The 16,707-nt window shown below is 45.0% G+C and carries 10 protein-coding genes; 2 read left to right on the forward strand and 8 right to left on the reverse strand.

All coding sequences use genetic code 11. The features are described from left to right. Window positions 1-208: 208 nt before the first annotated feature. On the reverse strand, window positions 209-1,225 hold the full coding sequence (dapF, locus tag P2A85_RS21935) for a diaminopimelate epimerase (RefSeq protein ID WP_377475499.1): 1,017 nt from the start codon (window positions 1,223-1,225) through the stop codon (window positions 209-211). A 109-nt stretch (window positions 1,226-1,334) separates the two neighbouring features. On the opposite strand from dapF, the gene P2A85_RS21940 reads away from it, so the two are divergent. Continuing rightward, a complete protein-coding gene (locus tag P2A85_RS21940; protein WP_377475500.1) occupies window positions 1,335-1,547 on the forward strand; it encodes an RNA-binding protein hfq in 213 nt (70 codons plus the stop codon). Window positions 1,548-1,724: 177 nt separating this feature from the next. Here the strand turns inward: P2A85_RS21940 and P2A85_RS21945 are convergent, their stop codons facing one another. The 6 genes from P2A85_RS21945 to P2A85_RS21970 all read right to left on the reverse strand — a co-directional run bounded on the left by P2A85_RS21945 (window position 1,725) and on the right by P2A85_RS21970 (window position 12,466). After that, window positions 1,725-4,040, reverse strand: coding sequence for a cation:proton antiporter (locus tag P2A85_RS21945; protein ID WP_377475501.1), 2,316 nt, complete (start codon window positions 4,038-4,040; stop codon window positions 1,725-1,727). A gap of 178 nt (window positions 4,041-4,218) precedes the next feature. Further along, window positions 4,219-5,277, reverse strand: a complete 1,059-nt coding sequence (locus P2A85_RS21950; protein WP_377475502.1) for a reverse transcriptase domain-containing protein — start codon at window positions 5,275-5,277, stop codon at window positions 4,219-4,221. 985 nt (window positions 5,278-6,262) lie between these two features. Further along, window positions 6,263-6,604 carry a diversity-generating retroelement protein Avd gene (gene avd / locus P2A85_RS21955; RefSeq protein ID WP_377475504.1) on the reverse strand — a complete coding sequence of 114 codons (342 nt, stop codon included), beginning with the start codon at window positions 6,602-6,604 and terminating at the stop codon, window positions 6,263-6,265. Between the two features lie 1,073 nt (window positions 6,605-7,677). Continuing rightward, on the reverse strand, window positions 7,678-7,839 hold the full coding sequence (locus P2A85_RS21960) for an SUMF1/EgtB/PvdO family nonheme iron enzyme (RefSeq protein WP_377475505.1): 162 nt from the start codon (window positions 7,837-7,839) through the stop codon (window positions 7,678-7,680). A 450-nt stretch (window positions 7,840-8,289) separates the two neighbouring features. Next, the gene (locus tag P2A85_RS21965) at window positions 8,290-11,247 is read right to left on the reverse strand and encodes a tetratricopeptide repeat protein (protein ID WP_377475506.1); all 2,958 of its coding nucleotides are present in this window, start codon (window positions 11,245-11,247) and stop codon (window positions 8,290-8,292) included. A gap of 433 nt (window positions 11,248-11,680) precedes the next feature. Then, window positions 11,681-12,466, reverse strand: a complete 786-nt coding sequence (locus P2A85_RS21970) for a hypothetical protein (protein WP_377475508.1) — start codon at window positions 12,464-12,466, stop codon at window positions 11,681-11,683. A gap of 178 nt (window positions 12,467-12,644) precedes the next feature. Between P2A85_RS21970 and P2A85_RS21975 the strand changes: the two genes are divergently transcribed. Next, window positions 12,645-12,860 (forward strand): hypothetical protein, encoded by a 216-nt coding sequence (locus P2A85_RS21975; protein WP_377475509.1) that lies wholly within the window; start codon window positions 12,645-12,647, stop codon window positions 12,858-12,860. Window positions 12,861-13,222: 362 nt separating this feature from the next. Here P2A85_RS21975 and P2A85_RS21980 read toward each other — a convergent pair whose 3' ends face one another. Then, window positions 13,223-16,171 (reverse strand): SUMF1/EgtB/PvdO family nonheme iron enzyme, encoded by a 2,949-nt coding sequence (locus P2A85_RS21980; RefSeq protein WP_377475510.1) that lies wholly within the window; start codon window positions 16,169-16,171, stop codon window positions 13,223-13,225. Window positions 16,172-16,707 lie beyond the last annotated feature (536 nt).

Below are 16,707 nucleotides of genomic sequence, written 5' to 3' on the forward strand. Positions count from 1 at the left end.
TTTACAATTGAGATTATTGAACAGTTAACTGTTGACTTTTGCAGTACCCTGAGCGTAGTCTATAGTCTGTTGTCTGTTATAGCAGTCGCCAAGGCGCTTTGGTTATTGAACCCAACGACTGCGTTTATCCTGAGCCCTTCGACTACGCTCAGGGAACTATGACATAAATGCCTTAACCACCTTGGCGGTTGCTATAACTGTTAACAGACTATAGACTACTCAAGCCAGTAAATACTCGCTGTGCCGGCCCAGTCATGTAAATCCGCCCAGAGACTTCTGACCATTCAATTTGCAAAACGCCACCTGGGAGTTCAACAGAAGTAGTCCGATCGCACTTACCAGTCAATACCCCAGCCACCACAGCAGCACAAGCACCAGTTCCACAAGCTAGAGTAACACCTGCGCCCCTTTCCCACACCCGCATTTTTACATAATCTGAATGTATCACTTGAATAAATTCCGTATTTGTACGTTGTGGGAATGCTGGGTGGTGTTCAAATTGAGGGCCAACAGTTTCCAAACTAACAGCCGAAACATCATCCACAAAAGTAATGCAATGAGGATTACCCATACTGACACAAGTAACAGACCAAGATTGAGCAGCAACTGCGATCGGCACATCTATCACTTTGGCATCCGGTGCCGCCAAACTTGTCGGAATTTCCGCAGCCAGCAGCCGAGGAACTCCCATATCCACCTTAACCTGACCGTCCGATCGCAATTCCGGGCTAATCACACCAGCACCCGTATGAATCCGGTACTGCGTCTTAGATTCACTCCCCCCCTGACTAAGACCAGATTGAGATTCACTCCCCCCCTGACTAAGACCAGATTGAGATTCACTCCCCCCCTGACTAAGACCAGATTGAGATTCACTCCCCCCCTGACTAAGACCAGATTGAGATTCACTCCCCCCCTTAGTAAGGGGGGGTTGGGGGGGGTAAATTTCCACTCCTTCCAAATCGGCGATAAACTTAGCCAAACAGCGAATCCCATTACCACACATTTCAGGTTCCGAACCATCGGAGTTAAAAATCCGCATCGTATAGTCAGTGCCATTTTGCCCAGGGAGAGCAAAGATCACACCATCTGCACCGATCCCGAAATGTCGATCGCACAATACCACAGCTTGTTCTGGTGTCACCACAGGTTCTGAGGACTGGCGGTTGTCAATCAGAATAAAATCATTACCCAGTCCATGATACTTCGCAAACTCGATCGGCATAAAACCCCTTTTGGTTAAAACTGATTACTTGATAGACTTCTAAAGTAATTAGTCATTTGTCCTTTGACTAATAACTAATGACTAATGACCAAATAACCCATTTCCTAGTATGTCTGAATTTGAGACCGGATTGCCCAGCGTTCGCCTAATACAAAACTACATCAAAGACAAACAACAGATAGAACTAAAACTCGTGACCAACGACCTGCTAGTGGGTAAAATATTTTGGCAAGACAATAACTGTATTTGCGTCCTTGATGACTCAGAAAAACAAATTCTAGTTTCCCGACAAGCCATTGCTTATATCAAGTCCAGCGGGTGAGAGGAGGAGGAGAGATGGGGGGAGTGGGAGATGGGGGGAGTGGGAGATGGGGGGAGGGGGAGAGGGGAAGAGGGGGAGAATTATCCCAATTCCCAATTCCCAATTCCCAATTCCCAATTCCCCATTCCCAATTCCCAATTCCCAATTCCCAATTCCCAATTCCCAATTCCCAATTCCCTAATCACTAAACAGCTTTTCGCTAACTTGGGCGGTGACAAAAGGCAGTTTGACCACAGGTGGCTGCACCACAGGTGCAGCACTTCGCTGCATCAAGCCGATTTCATAGAAGCCTCCGCACAACAACAAACGATCGCCCACTTGCAAATCCGTACTTCCATCCGGCCACCGACTAAATTTCCCTTCCCGTCGGATGGCCCGTACCTCCAGCCCGTACTGAGTCAGCAACTCCACCTCAGAGAGTTTTTTCCCCACCCAAGGACTGTTTGCTGGCAATCTCAGCCACTGACAAGAACTATCGCCCTGCGGCACAGCAGCTTCCCCCTTCGCCAGCAACTCAAAACTCACAAGTTCTTCCGGTTCGCCAACTACCAAAAGGCGATCGCCAGACTCCAAAGCAGTCTTACCATTAGGATAGTCAATTTCTTCCCCATCTTGACGGACGATCGCCATCACACTGACCCCTGTCAACTGCCGCAAATTAGTTTCCTCCAGAGTCATGCTAGCGATAGGAGAACCTTCCGGGAGGTTGTACCAACCACTGTTCATATCCCGAACCGCCACTTGCAAATCCCGCGAAATAGCAGCATTTCCCCGTGAAGGTCGGAATTCCAGATAGCGACTGCTGCGAATTTGCTGGACTTCCCGGCCAATAGCAATACCTGACAAACCAATACCAGCCAACAAATGCGAAGAAAGCTCCAAACTAGCCTCAAACTCCGGCTGCACAACTTCCCAAGCCCCAAGTTGATAAAGCAATTCGATATCTTTATCTTTGTTTGCTCGCACCACAATATCTAAATCAGGCACTAATTCCAAAGCACGTTTCAGACACAAACGAGTGCTCATCGGATCGGGAAGCGTCACCGCCATTGCTTTTGCCCGTTCCACCCCCGCAGCTTTCAATACGTGCAAGCTAGCAGCATTACCATAAATATAAGGAATTCCCTGGAGTCTACACTCTTGAATTCTGCTTTCCGACTCATCAATTACCACCACCGAACAGTTGCGACTTTGCAGCATTTTGACTAAATTTCTACCAACTCCCCCGTACCCACAAATCACAATATGATTTTGTTCCGGCAAAATCTCAGCTATTTCCACAGGTTGAGATGTGGCATCAAAATAGCGCTGCAAAGGCCCAAATTTTTCCGCCCACTTCAACAACTGTGGCACGCTTCTCAATACGAACGGTGTCAGCACCAAGGTAACTGCTGTGGTTCCCAAAATTAATAGGTAAACATTTCGTGAAACCAGTCCCAATGCTTGACCAGAACTAGCAAGCACAAAGGAAAATTCTCCAATTTGAGCCAAACCCAAACCAGCGATTAATGCTGTTTTTAGTGGATAGCCAAACAGTCGGACGATCGGCGTTACGATCGAGAATTTCCCGACAAAGACTAAAAATACCAGTCCCAGAATTAACTCTAGATGGCTCCAGAGAAACAACGGGTCAATTAACATTCCGATGGTCACAAAAAATAGGGATGCAAAAATATCTCGCAAAGGCTCGACATAAGTTAGAGTTTGGTCAGCATATTCCACCTCAGAAATCATTAAACCCGCCACAAAAGCTCCCATTTCAATGGAAAAACCCAAATATTCAGTCAGCAGCGCAATCCCCAAAGCCAAAACCACAACTCCCAACAAAAACAGTTCTCGACTCTCTGTTTTAGCCAGGTAGCGCAGCAAGCGAGGAATCACCCAAATGCCCGCAACCACAGCGCCTGCAGCAAATAAACTAATTCGCAGCAAAGCCAGGCCCACAGTGATCCCAATAGTTTCTATAGGCTGGTTGAGCGCCGGCAAAACTGCTAGCATTAGTCCCAAGGCTAAATCTTGAACTACCAATATTCCCAGCATTACTTGACCGTGGTAAGTACCCGCTTCATTCCGTTCCATCAAGCACTTCAGTACCACTGCTGTCGAGGAGAGGGACAGAATTGCTCCCAGAAACACACCTTGGGCTGGTGATTCTACCCAGCCTACAGCCAAGGAAGTGAAAGTAGTAATGGCGATGGTTAGGACAATTTGTAAAGTCCCACCGCCAAGACTAATTGCTTTAACTTTCTGGAGTTCAGCAAAGGAAAATTCAACTCCCAGCGCAAATAACAAAAAAGCAACACCGAATTCAGCCAGAGTCTCTACCTGAATTAATTCTTTAATCAGCCCTAAACCTGCCGGCCCAACCACTATCCCTCCCAGGAGATAGCCGAGAATTACCGGCTGTCGCAAAAGCGATGCGAACAGTCCTCCTGCTGCGGCAGCAGCGAGAACTAGAACTAAGTCAACGATCAGTCGGAAGTCTTCTTGCACAACTTATATGAAAAAAGTGTAAAATTATATTATAGTTTGGGAATTGGTAATTGGTAATTGGGAATTGGGAATTGGTAATTGGTAATTGGTAATTGGTAATTGGTAATTGGTAATTGGGAATTGGGAATTAGTCCTCGTGCGAAAATTCAGAAATCGGATTTTTTTCCAAATATTTGCTTCAAACCTGATTTTTGATCCCACAAATCGACATTGTTTGTCTCAAATTCCAAGTGTCGCCATGTTGCAAATGCGCCACCCAACTTTGAAGCGATCGAGCAAATTGTACTAACTCTATTTCACCATTCGCGTACTCTCTTTGCAAGCGCCTCAACCGACGACGGCCCCTACGCAAACTTTCTTGTCTCACACGGATAGTGTCGGGAAACACCCGAAACCCCACAAAAGTTGCTCCCTGCTTTGTCTCAAATAACTGACTTTTAATCGGATGAATTTTCACCCGTAACTTAACCAAATATTCCTCTACTGCCAATCTAGCATCTTGCAGTAGCAAACGGTCATCACTAAACAAGGCAAAATCATCCACATAACGGACATATTTAGAAATTTTTAGCTGTTCGAGAACAAAATGGTCAAAGCCATTTAGATAAACATTAGCAAAAAACTGACTCGATAAATTGCCGATTGGTAAACCCCTACGTCTCGATAGGGGCGATAGTAAATCATCTCCGGGGAAATATTCTACCACAGATTGCTGCGGGTTGCTATTATCGATAATTGTGTCAATCAACCACAATGTATCAGGACATTTAATTTTATGTCGCACCAATAACTTTAAAATTTCATGGTCAATACTAGGGAAATATTTTTTGATATCACACTGGAGAATGTAGCGACTAGAACGGGCAAAATTCGTGAATCTCCTTAAAGCGCGGTGAGTTCCAAAACCGATGCGGTTGGCGTAGGAATCGTGAATGAAACTGCGTTCAAAAATGGGAACTACTATATTGCACAAAGCATGGTGAACCACTCTATCTCCATAAGGTGCGGCCGATATCATCCGCCGCTTTGGTTCGACAATTTCAAATGTTTTATAAGGGCCTGGTCGATAAGTTTTTGATTCTAATTCTTCTTTCAGTTTAAACAGTTCTCGTTCTAGGTTATAATTGAAAGCAAGGACATTGTAGCGAAATCTTTTACCTTTCTGTGCTAGCTTGGCCGCGGACAGCAAGTTGCCAAAATCTACAATTTCCTGCCAAAGATTACCGTAACGTTTCATGGCTTTATATCAATTGCTTTAATGTTTGCTGCAAATGCTAGATCCCCCCTAGCCCCCCTTAATAAGGGGGGGACAAGAATCTTCTCAAAGTCCCCCTTAAAAACGAGATTTAGGGGTTCTTCTCAAAGTCCCCCTTTTTAAGGGGGATTTAGGGGGATCTAAGATTTGTGGCATTTTTTTAAGAGGGATTTAGGGGTTCTTCTCAAAGTCCCCCTTTTTAAGGGGGATTTAGGGGGATCTAAGATTTGTGGCATTTTTTTAAGAGGGATTTAGGGGTTCTTCTCAAAGTCCCCCTTTTTAAGGGGGATTTAGGGGGATCTAAGATTTGTGGCATTTTTTTAAGAGGGATTTAGGGGTTCTTCTCAAAGTCCCCCTTTTTAAGGGGGATTTAGGGGGATCTAAGATTTGTGGCATTTTTTTAAGAGGGATTTAGGGGTTCTTCTCAAAGTCCCCCTTTTTAAGGGGGATTTAGGGGGATCTAAGATTTGTGGCATTTTTTTAAGAGGGATTTAGGGGTTCTTCTCAAAGTCCCCCTTTTTAAGGGGGATTTAGGGGGATCTAAGATTTGTGGCATTTTTTTAAGAGGGATTTAGGGGTTCTTCTCAAAGTCCCCCTTTTTAAGGGGGATTTAGGGGGATCTAAGATTTGTGGCATTTTTTTAAGAGGGATTTAGGGGTTCTTCTCAAAGTCCCCCTTTTTAAGGGGGATTTAGGGGGATCTAAGATTTGTGGCATTTTTTTAAGAGGGATTTAGGGGTTCTTCTCAAAGTCCCCCTTTTTAAGGGGGATTTAGGGGGATCTAAGATTTGTGGCATTTTTTTAAGAGGGATTTAGGGGTTCTTCTCAAAGTCCCCCTTTTTAAGGGGGATTTAGGGGGATCTAAGATTTGTGGCATTTTTTTAAGAGGGATTTAGGGGTTCTTCTCAAAGTCCCCCTTTTTAAGGGGGATTTAGGGGGATCTAAAATTTGTACCATTATTTTTAATGTTATTTCTTTTGTCGCTGCTGTTTAATCCAGCCGCCAAGTTCCGCGCCGATTTCATTGAATAATTTTCCGACATATTCGTAACGTTCTGTTGACATGACATCAAAATCTACTAGCAATCTAGTTTGATGGCGCAAGATATCTAGTTTAGCATTTAAGGTTGTCAACAGGGATAGTTTGTCCGAGGCATAACGGGCGATAATTAAGCCTTCTAGAAAATCGTACATTCCCTCAATAATTCTATTGCCTAGGGTAAACTTGTAATCTCTTGGCAGTCTGTTTAAAATGGGAACATACCATTTAATCAAGTCATAGGTTTTTTGAATAATCGGCAATTGATTCATGAAAATCTTAACCCGCGCAGGCGGGTTTTGTCTGTGTAGCCGCGGTTTCAACCGCCGGGTATTTTAATAATTGTAAATCGGGAATCGGCAATTCATTCATGAAAATCTTAACCCGCGCAGGCGGGTTTTGTCTGTGTAGCCGCGGTTTCAACCGCCGGGTATTTTAATAATTGTAAATCGGGAATCGGCAATTGATTCATGAAAATCCTAACCCGCGCAGGCGGGTTTTGTCTGTGTAGCCGCGGTTTCAACCGCCGGGTATTTTAATAATTGTAAATCGGGAATCGGCAATTCATTCATGAAAATCCTAACCCGCGCAGGCGGGTTTTGTCTGTGTAGCCGCGGTTTCAACCGCCGGGTATTTTAATAATTGTAAATCGGGAATCGGCAATTGATTCATGAAAATCCTAACCCGCGCAGGCGGGTTTTGTCTGTGTAGCCGCGGTTTCAACCGCCGGGTATTTTAATAATTGTAAATCGGGAATCGGCAATTGATTCATGAAAATCTTAACCCGCGCAGGCGGGTTTTGTCTGTGTAGCCGCGGTTTCAACCGCCGGGTATTTTAATAATTGTAAATCGGGAATCGGCAATTGATTCATGAAAATCCTAACCCGCGCAGGCGGGTTTTGTCTGTGTAGCCGCGGTTTCAACCGCCGGGTATTTTAATAATTGTAAATCGGGAATCGGCAATTCATTCATGAAAATCCTAACCCGCGCAGGCGGGTTTTGTCTGTGTAGCCGCGGTTTCAACCGCCGGGTATTTTAATAATTGTAAATCGGGAATCGGCAATTCATTCATGAAAATCCTAACCCGCGCAGGCGGGTTTTGTCTGTGTAGCCGCGGTTTCAACCGCCGGGTATTTTAATAATTGTAAATCAAAAAACTTGTAAATCGGGAAACTGTTCGGAATTCCTACCAAGCTCCCCGATTCGGTTTTATATTTGGATAAAATTGCTTTCATCACGGGAACAGGTCTGGACTCTTCATACACGCCTAACAAATTCCCATCTGCTAGTTCTGATAGCGAAGAGTGCTCGCGGGAGACTACAGCACAGAACCAAAAACCGGAGACTACGCAGAAGCCAGAGCTACGCGAAAACCGATGTTCGAGTTACGATTGCCCGCCGAATTCCTGTTACGATTGGCACTACGGCAATTGACCGCATTGTTGTTCCAGGAGCCGCCACGCTGCACTCGGAAGTGCCTGTCCCTTCTCCACCCTCTCGCTTGCACAAGAAAAATGGATACCTTTTAATACTCTCAAATAAATCGCCACTTAACTCAAATGTAAAAAAAGTTTACGCAAGGCCCAGAAACCGGGTTTTTGATTAATATCGTGTTGAGTACCCTTGATTCTTCGGTAGGGGCGGGTTTTACAAATAATATTTGAGACGAACCAACAATCTGTATAAACCCGCCCCCACCCAACCAATAACCCCGATTAACTTGATTTGCGACCCAAAAAATGCAGATTTGCGCTCCGGCCAGGGCGGGTTTATGATGTTGTTGGTTTCCCCCAATAGATGGTTGGTAAAACCCGCCCCTACAGCCCCTGAACGTAATATTAACCCCCATTTTCCCAAAAAAATTTTTAAAGCGCGCTGACGCGCCCAAGAGGGTAAAGAGGAAAGAGGGAAAAGAGCAAAAGGGCTAGAGAGTAGAGAAGAGTCCTCGCGGGGAAAACTAGGACAAGGAAGAAACCGACGCTACCGCAACGCGAAAACCCCAGTACCTCCACCCGTAGTCCGCCGAGTTGAAGTTACGATAGGCACAGCAGCAATGGACCGCATGGTTGTTCCAGGAACCACCACGCTGCACTCGGTTATTATCCGTTCCAGTTTCCCAAGAACTTCCGTCAGTCGGTGCGTCACTATAATTATGGTACCATTTATCGCTGCACCATTCCCAAACATTCCCGTGCATATCGTATAAACCAAAGGAATTAGGCGGAAAACTCCCGACATCCGTTGTTTGTCCGCGATCAAGTCCCTCCGGCGCAGCACCGTAGGGATAATCGCCGTCATAATTAACTAAATCCGGCGTAATCGTGTCACCAAAATAGAAAGGCGTTGTAGTTCCGGCGCGACAAGCATATTCCCATTCGGCTTCCGCAGGTAAACGATAACTCTTGCCTGTTTTTTGAGTAAGTTTCCGGCAAAATTCCACAGCCTCATCCCAGCTTACTTGTTCCACAGGACGTTTCGCACCTTTGAAATTAGAAGGGTTGTTTCCCATCACCGCTTGGTATTGTGCTTGAGTAATCGGATATTTTCCCAGATAAAAGGGTTGCACAGTTACTGGATGCACTGGTTGTTCATAACTACTTTCAGATGAACCCATCTGAAACGTACCACCAGGGATATAAACCATTTCCAAATTTACCCCGTTGCCCAAATCTGCAACTTTCTGATAAGATTTCCCCGGTTTGCGACTAACTTCTTGTCCTCGATTGTTAACAGTAACAATCTCGAACTGAAATTCTTTCCCCTTAGATTCTTCTTCAGCGCGACGTTGCTCTTCTTCTGCTAATTTCCGCTGACGTTCTTGTTCAGCCTGAAGCTGCTGTTTCTCTTCTTCTTGTTGCCGCAACCATTTTTTCTCATCCCAAACACCTTGAGCCACATCGCGATTGTGCGCTACACTCGACAAATTTGGATTGAGATTTAAGGCTTGATTGTAATCAGAAATTGCCTGCTCGTATTCTCTCAACTTGTAATAAGCATTACCTCGATTGTTCCAAGTATCAGCATTGTTGGGGTCCAGCCGCAAATATTGAGTGTAATCTTCAATCGCCGCCCGATACTGCTCCAACTTAGCATAGGCCAATCCCCGATTGAAATTAGCCTTAGCAAAATTAGGATTCAGTTGCAGCACTTGATTGAAATCCACAATTGCCGCTGCATAGTTTTCCTGTTTGCAGCGCCCAATCGCTCGTTTGTAACAAGATTCAATCACGCTAAATTGGCGAGTTTTACCCACAGCAGCCAAACAGCTATTCAGTTTTCCAGCATATTTCAAATCATCAATTGTCAAAGCCGCATCGAGGGCATCCAAAATTTCCTTGTTTCCTTCCGGTACCGACAAACCGCGCAATTGCAGCCAAGCTTTCACCGACTCAAAAATTTGTGTCGCCGCCCAACGCTTATCCGGCAAATCCAGCAAACCTTCAGCTAAATCTAACTTCAGTTCAGGAATCCATGCCGATTCAGATTCGCCAATAATATCATACAACATTTCGTAGAAATTAATCACTATTTCTACTAATTGTTCCTGTTCCTCCTTGGGCATATCTCGCAGCAAATCAGGCAGTAACTGAGGCAATAGAGGCCGCTGCCGCACGTCTGACGAGACGTGAATCAAAAAGTATTCATCGGCCAGCAATCCGGCAATCAAACAGTGACAAACACCGATAAATTGCTGAAATCTTTCATAATCTTTTTGGTGAATGCTGTAGGGACGTGGGATTTCTGTGGGTTCTATTCCCCTTGCTTCGCACTGCTTTTCTCTCTCAATAATTTTGAGGTTGTGCAAAAAACTATTAACAGCTTCAGGACCATAAAATTCATCAAATTCTTCACCGCTATTACCCTCATTAATGTCGGCTTGTCGCTGAGCTTGCCACTGCAATGCCCGCTCTTTAGCAAAGTCAAAAAGTACCTCGCGCCAAGGTAGCATCGGAATCGGGGATTTGTAGCGATAAGTTGCCCAATTCAAACCCCAATAGCCAAAGTTGAGGTTAAAAATATGGCCTTCGGCTGTGGATTCTAAAATCAATGTTGGCTCGGTTTTTAAGCCGTGAAACATGGTTTTTGTGGCTGCTTGGCTGTGAAAAAATTTGCTCGTCCAAGCACCAGACAAAAACTCGATTGGCCTTCCTTGGGCGGAATATTTTTCAAAGAATAGTTGCAGGTAAATTCCCAGAAATTTTTCCATATCTGGAAAGCCTTTGGCGGTATCATTACTATCGCCGGAACGGTCAAATTGCAGGCTGGGAGGTGAGAGGAAAACTCGCAGGGGAATGGGATTTTGAGTGGGATTTGAGTTGACAATATCTTGGGCGACTAGCCAAATGGGAGAGTTGTTTTGTCTTTTCTGTTCTTGAATGACTTCGATGCTAGTTTGTCGGTCATAAATTCGGAGTTCGCGGGCGAGTTGAGCGTCGAGGTTTTTGAGGTGTAGTTGCAGTTCTTTTTGCTGTTCGATGCACCATTTTTGGAGTTCGCCTCTAAATATTTCTAGTTGGATTTGGTGTTCGCGATTGAGTTTGCCTTCGCTGGCTTGAAAGTCGCGGTTGATTTTTGCAAGTTGTTCTTGCATTTGACGGTTTAGGAGTCCTTCTTGGGTTTGGGATTCGCGGTTGAGTCTTGCTAGTTCTGATTGTAAGGAGCGGTTGAGATTGCCTTCTTCGGCTTGAAAAGTGAGGTTGGCTTGTCGTTGAAATTCTTGTAGTACGAGTTCTTTTTGGCGGAGTTCTTGGCGACTTGCTTCGATTTCTTTGTTGGCTTGGATTGTTATGCCTGTGTTTCCGGTTTGGGTTTCGGAAATGCGGTCTGCGTTATATACTGTAGGCATGAATGCGGCTTTGAACAAATCGCCAGCTTTGGCTAGCCATCCTTTTTTTCCTGGTAGTGCTTTGGTCATTTGTTTGTTCCTTTGGGTAGGTGAATGGGGTGAAAGAAACCGGGTTTTTTCGAGATTTGGGGTTTGAGCCGTAGATTTTGCGAAAAACCCGGTTTCTGGAGATTAGGGTCAGGGCTGTTTCATTCTCTTGTAGGGGCAATCCCCCCGTGGTTGCCCTGATGCCTGAAACACTACAAAATCGTGGATGAGGAGGGTAGGCACGCACCATCCACTACCCCTACAAAACGATGATTTGTTTGAGAATGAAACAGCCCTGAGATTCGGGTGGGGTTGAAGAAACCGGGTTTTTTTGAGATTTGGGGTTTGAGCCGTAGATTTTGCGAAAAACCCGGTTTCTGGAGATTAGGGTGGGGGTGAAGAAACCGGGTTTTTTTGAGATTTGGGGTTTGAGCCGTAGATTTTGCGAAAAAACCCGGTTTCTGGAGATTTGGTACTAATAAGTCCCGCCGCGAACGGCAAATAACATATGGGCTGCACCTTCTAAATCGGTATCGGCCCGACCGACTTCTTTGCCGTTTTCTCGATAGATATGACCTGATTCTACTCGTCCTACGGAAGTGTCGTCAGCCCACCGACAAATGTGTCCGTTTTTACTAAGATATCCGATATGGTCGTTGGCTGAGTTGTAAAAATCTCGCCCATCCACATGACCTACTACTTGTGTGGTTCCATCGAGTTTGTGTAGGTGCACGTCGCCGCTGCGGTCTATGTGAATGAATGGGCCGTCTCCTGAATTAGAATAGGAGGAATTGACGATGTGGGGCGCTACATTTGTGTGGTTGTCGTGATGATTTGTGGATGTTGTAAATCCGGTTTCGGCATGGTGTTCGTGAGTATTTTGGTGGTGAATGTCGTGGCTGTGAGTCCAGTCGCTTTGGTGATTTTGCTGGTGGAAATTGTGGGAATTATCTGTCCAATCGCTGGGAGTTGCTGATATTCCGGTTGCGAATCCGTGTTCTGGATTTTGCCACTGATTGTCTGTGTGGTGAATATCGTTGCTGTGAGTCCAGTCGCTTTGGGGATGTTGTTGGTGGAAATTATGGGATGAATCAGTCCAATCGCTGTGGGCGATGTTTGATGTTGCTGGATGGTTGAGGTTTTGGTCGTTGAGGTGTAAGTTGTTGTGGGAATGATCCAGATTGTTTGGTTGATGGGGGTCGAGGCCTAGGGATTGCATGAAGTCGTCTAACGGGGAGTTGCTGTCAGATGTGTGATTCATGGGTTTGGGGAATGCTGGGTGATTTTCTCTATTCTGCCAAATTATTTTGTAAGTATGCATTAGCAACAGGCTTTCCGGCCTGTTCCACAAAAAGTGAATTTCTTGGTAAATTTAGATTTCGAGCAATGAATAGGCTTTGTGCAATATTAGCTAGAGAAATATTACTGAATTTTTTTTGATGATGAAAACGAATGTGGATCAAGGTAACTCTGAGTCGATCGCACAAAAAGTTGTAGGTGTTATTTTGGGATATATGTTGAGAACAAAGGTGAAGAGGGTTAGTTTGAGTGGGGGAATTGTTGCTAGTGTTCTGTGTCTGGTGTCCCCGGTGCAAGCTTTGCAAGTGCAGGTGACGCCGGCAAATCCCGAACTGGGAGACGTGTGCAGAAGTTGAGCGTGCAAGTGCGCGATCGAGATTTTCCCACTCAGTCCATCACGCTACCGCCTGGGAAAGACAGTGAGGGACTGATGCGGAGTTCGATCGCGTAGACGCATTTAAAGCACTGGTGACACCCCAAAAGTTTTGGAACGGCCCATTATTGCGCCCCAACTCCGGCGAAATTACCACTATTTACGGCAGAGAACCAGAAACCGGAAGCTACAGGGCTGTTTCATTCTCTTGTAGGGGCAATCCCCCCGTGGTTGCCCTGATGCCTGAAACACCTACAAAATCGTGGATGAGGAGGGTAGGCACGCACCATCCACTACCCCTACAAAACGATGATTTGTTTGAGAATGAAACAGCCCTGCCGGAAGCTACTCGGAAACCAGAGCTACGCGAAAATCGAAGAACGAGCTACGGAGGCCAGCCGAAACCCTGCTACGGAGGGCACTGTGGCAAAGGACTGCAACGTTGAGCCAGGAACCACCACGCAGCACTCGGCGATCGTCTGTACCAGTTTCCCAAGAACTTCCGTCAGTCGGTGCACCGTTGTAGTTATCATGCCAGCGATCGCTACACCATTCCCAAACATTGCCGTGCATATCATAAAGTCCAAACGCATTGGGCGGAAAACTCCCCACATCCGTTGTTTGTTGGCGGTAAAGTCCCGATTGTGCAGAACCGTAGGGATAATTGCCGTCATAATTAACTAAATCCGGCGTAATTGTTTCGCCAAAATGGAAAAGTGTTGAGGTTCCGGCGCGACAAGCATATTCCCATTCCGCTTCCGTAGGTAAGCGATAAGTCTTGCCTGTTTTTTGAGAAAGTTTCTGGCAGAATTTCACAGCATCATCCCAGCTTACTTGTTCTACAGGACGTTTCGGGCTTTTAAACTCAGAAGGGTTATTTCCCATCACCACTTCCCACTGTTCTTGAGTAATGGGATATTTGCCCAGATAAAAAGGTTGGACTGTTACTTGGTGTATCGGTTGTTCCGAACTAGATTCAGATGAACCCATCTGGAATGTATCACCGGGAATATAAACCATTTCCAAATTTACCCAATTGCCCAATCTTTCGACTTTTTGACTTGCCTTTCCTGGTTGGCGACTAACTTCTTGCCCTTGATTGTTAACTGTAATAATCTCGAAATGGAATTCTTCAACCTTAGCTTCCTCTTCAGCCACACGTTGGCGTTTCTCTTCTTCTAATCGGCGCTGACTTTCTTGTTCAGCATGACGTTGCTGTTCCTCTTCTTCTAATCGCTGTTGGCGTTTTTTCTCATCCCAAACACCTTGTGCAACATCGCGATTGTGTAGGACTCCCGGCAAATTCGGATTAAGATTTAATGCTTGAGTGTAATCAGATATTGCCGATTCGTAGGCTCCCAATTTGTAACAAGCATTGGCTCGATTGTTCCAAGCATCAGCATGATTTGGTTCTAGCCGCAAAACTTGAGTGTAATCTTCAATAGCAGCTCGATACTGCTCCAACTTAGCATAGGCAAACCCCCGATTGAAATTAGCATTAGCAAAATTAGCATTGAGTTGAAGGACTTGATTGAAATCAACAATCGCTGCTGCATATTTTTCCTCTTGGCAGCGCCCAATAGCTCGCTTGTAACAAGATTCAATCACACTCAGTTGGTGACTTTGGCCAACAGCAGCAAAACAGCTATTCAGTTTTCCAACATATTTCAAATCATCGATTGTCAAAGCCGCATCGAGGGCATCCAAAATTTCTTTGTTTCCTGACGGTACCGACAAGTCGCGCAATTTCAGCCAAGCTTTCACGGACTCAAAAATTTGCGCTGTGGCCCAACGCTTATCGGGCAAATCTAGCAAACCTTCAGCTAAATCTAACTTCAGTTCAGGAATCCATGCCGATTCTGACTCAGCAATAATATTATACAACATTTCGTAGAAATTAATCGCTATTTCTACCAATTGTGCCTGTTCCTCCGAGGGCATATCTCGCAGTAAATCTGGGAGTAACTGAGGCAATAGAGGCCGCATTCGCACGTCTGAGGAGACGTGAATCAAAAAGTATTCATCGGCTAGCAATCCGGCAATCACACAGTGACAAACACCGATAAATTGCTGAAATCTTTCATAATCTTTTTTGTGAATGCTGTAGGGACGCGGGCAGTCGCTGGGGTCAATTCCCATCGCTTCGCACTTTTTTTCTCTCTCAATGATTTTGAGGTTGTGCAAGAAACTGTTAACAGTTTCAGTACCGAAAAGCTCATCAAATTCTTCACCGCTATTACCCTGATCGATGTGGGATTGTCGCTGAGCTTGCCACTGCAATGCCCGCTCTTTAGCAAAATCAAAAAGCACCTCGCGCCAAGGTAGCATGGGAATCGGTGATTTGTAGCGATAAGTTGCCCAATTCAAACCCCAATAACCAAAGTTGAGGTTGAAAATATCGCCTTCGGCAGCGGATTCTAAAATTAATGTCGGCTCAGTTCTTAAGCTGCGAAACATTGATTGTGTTGCTGCTTGACTGTGAAAAAGCTTACTTGTCCAAGCACCTGATAAGAATTCTACAGGTCGTCCTTGGGTTAAATATTTTTCAAAGAATTGTTGCAGGTAAATTCCTAGAGTTTTTTCCATCTCTGGAAAGTCTTTGGCTGCATCATTTCCATCCCCAGAACGGTCAAATTGCAAAGTAGGTGGCGATAGGAAAACTCGCAGGGGAATAGGATTTTGAGCCGGATTAGATTTAACAATATCTTCGGCAATCAACCAAATGGGAGAGTTGCCTTGTCTTTTCTGTTCTTGAATAGTTTCAATGGCAGTTTTTCTGTCATAAATTCGGAGTTCGCGGGCCAGTTGAGCCTCAAGGCTTTTTAGTTGTAATTGCAGTTTTTTTTGCTGTTCTATGCACCATTGTTGCAGGTGCGATCTCAAGATTTCTAATTGTATTTGGTGTGCGCTGCTGAGTTGATTTTCCTTCGTTTGGAATTCGCGGTTGAGCTGGGCAATTTGTTCTTTTAGTTGGCGGTTTAGCAGTCCTTCTTGGGATTGGAATTCGCGGTTTATTCTTGCTAATTCTAACTGTAAGGAGCGGTTTAAATTGCCTTCTTCGGGTTGAAATTCGAGGTTTGCTTGTCGTTTAAATCCCTGTAGTACGAGTTCTTTATTGCGGATTTCTTGCCTAGTTGCTTCGATTTCCTTGTTGGTATGTAGTGTTAAGTCTGTGTTTCTGGCTTGAGTTTCGCCAATGCGATCGGCATTATAAACTGTAGGCAGGAATGCCGCTTTTATAAGCTTACCCGCTTTGACTCCCCATCCTTCGTTTCCTCGTAGTGCTTTTGTCATTTTTGTGTTCCTTTGGGTATGTGAATGTGTAAGTCTTAGTCAATTAAGCTGTGGGGGAAAGTTAAGCAATAGCCCTTTCTGTGAAGCCCTGACAAGGGGAGGCAGATCCTCTAGATCTGGGTTTCCAGGCTCTGACTGGGAACCAGTTCAAGGGCTTTTTTGTGGGTCGGGCAGGTTTATTTAACCTGTCTGCACCCTTTAAAGCTTTGGGTAAACCTGTCCCTATAGGCTTTTTAGAATGGTACAAGATATGAGTTAAAACCGACTACAAATTTGGGATAAAAAGGTTTTTATTCCTCCTAGGCAGGGCTTTGACTATGAGGGGTTTTAACCCTAGGTGGTCATTGCCACTGGTCAAGTATTTCTTAAACTTGTTTTTTTCCTTAATAAGTCCCGCCGTGAACGGCAAACAACATAAGTGCCGCACCTTCTAAATAGGTATCGGCACAACCGATTTCTTGGCTATTTTCTCTATAAATATAACCTGATTCTACTCGTCCTACAGAAGTGTCATCAGCCCACCGACAAATGGGTCG

It is taken from the genome of Microcoleus anatoxicus, from assembly GCF_042465725.1.
Taxonomy (GTDB): domain Bacteria; phylum Cyanobacteriota; class Cyanobacteriia; order Cyanobacteriales; family Microcoleaceae; genus Microcoleus; species Microcoleus anatoxicus.

Bases quoted from the DNA above. Each gene is read 5' to 3' on its own strand.
- dapF (WP_377475499.1), bottom strand. From the start codon at position 1,225: ATGCCGATCGAGTTTGCGAAGTATCATGGACTGGGTAATGATTTTATT.
- P2A85_RS21940 (WP_377475500.1), top strand. From the start codon at position 1,335: ATGTCTGAATTTGAGACCGGATTGCCCAGCGTTCGCCTAATACAAAAC.
- P2A85_RS21950 (WP_377475502.1), bottom strand. From the start codon at position 5,277: ATGAAACGTTACGGTAATCTTTGGCAGGAAATTGTAGATTTTGGCAAC.
- avd (WP_377475504.1), bottom strand. From the start codon at position 6,604: ATGAATCAATTGCCGATTATTCAAAAAACCTATGACTTGATTAAATGG.
- P2A85_RS21965 (WP_377475506.1), bottom strand. From the start codon at position 11,247: ATGACCAAAGCACTACCAGGAAAAAAAGGATGGCTAGCCAAAGCTGGC.
- P2A85_RS21970 (WP_377475508.1), bottom strand. From the start codon at position 12,466: ATGAATCACACATCTGACAGCAACTCCCCGTTAGACGACTTCATGCAA.
- P2A85_RS21975 (WP_377475509.1), top strand. From the start codon at position 12,645: ATGATGAAAACGAATGTGGATCAAGGTAACTCTGAGTCGATCGCACAA.
- P2A85_RS21980 (WP_377475510.1), bottom strand. From the start codon at position 16,171: ATGACAAAAGCACTACGAGGAAACGAAGGATGGGGAGTCAAAGCGGGT.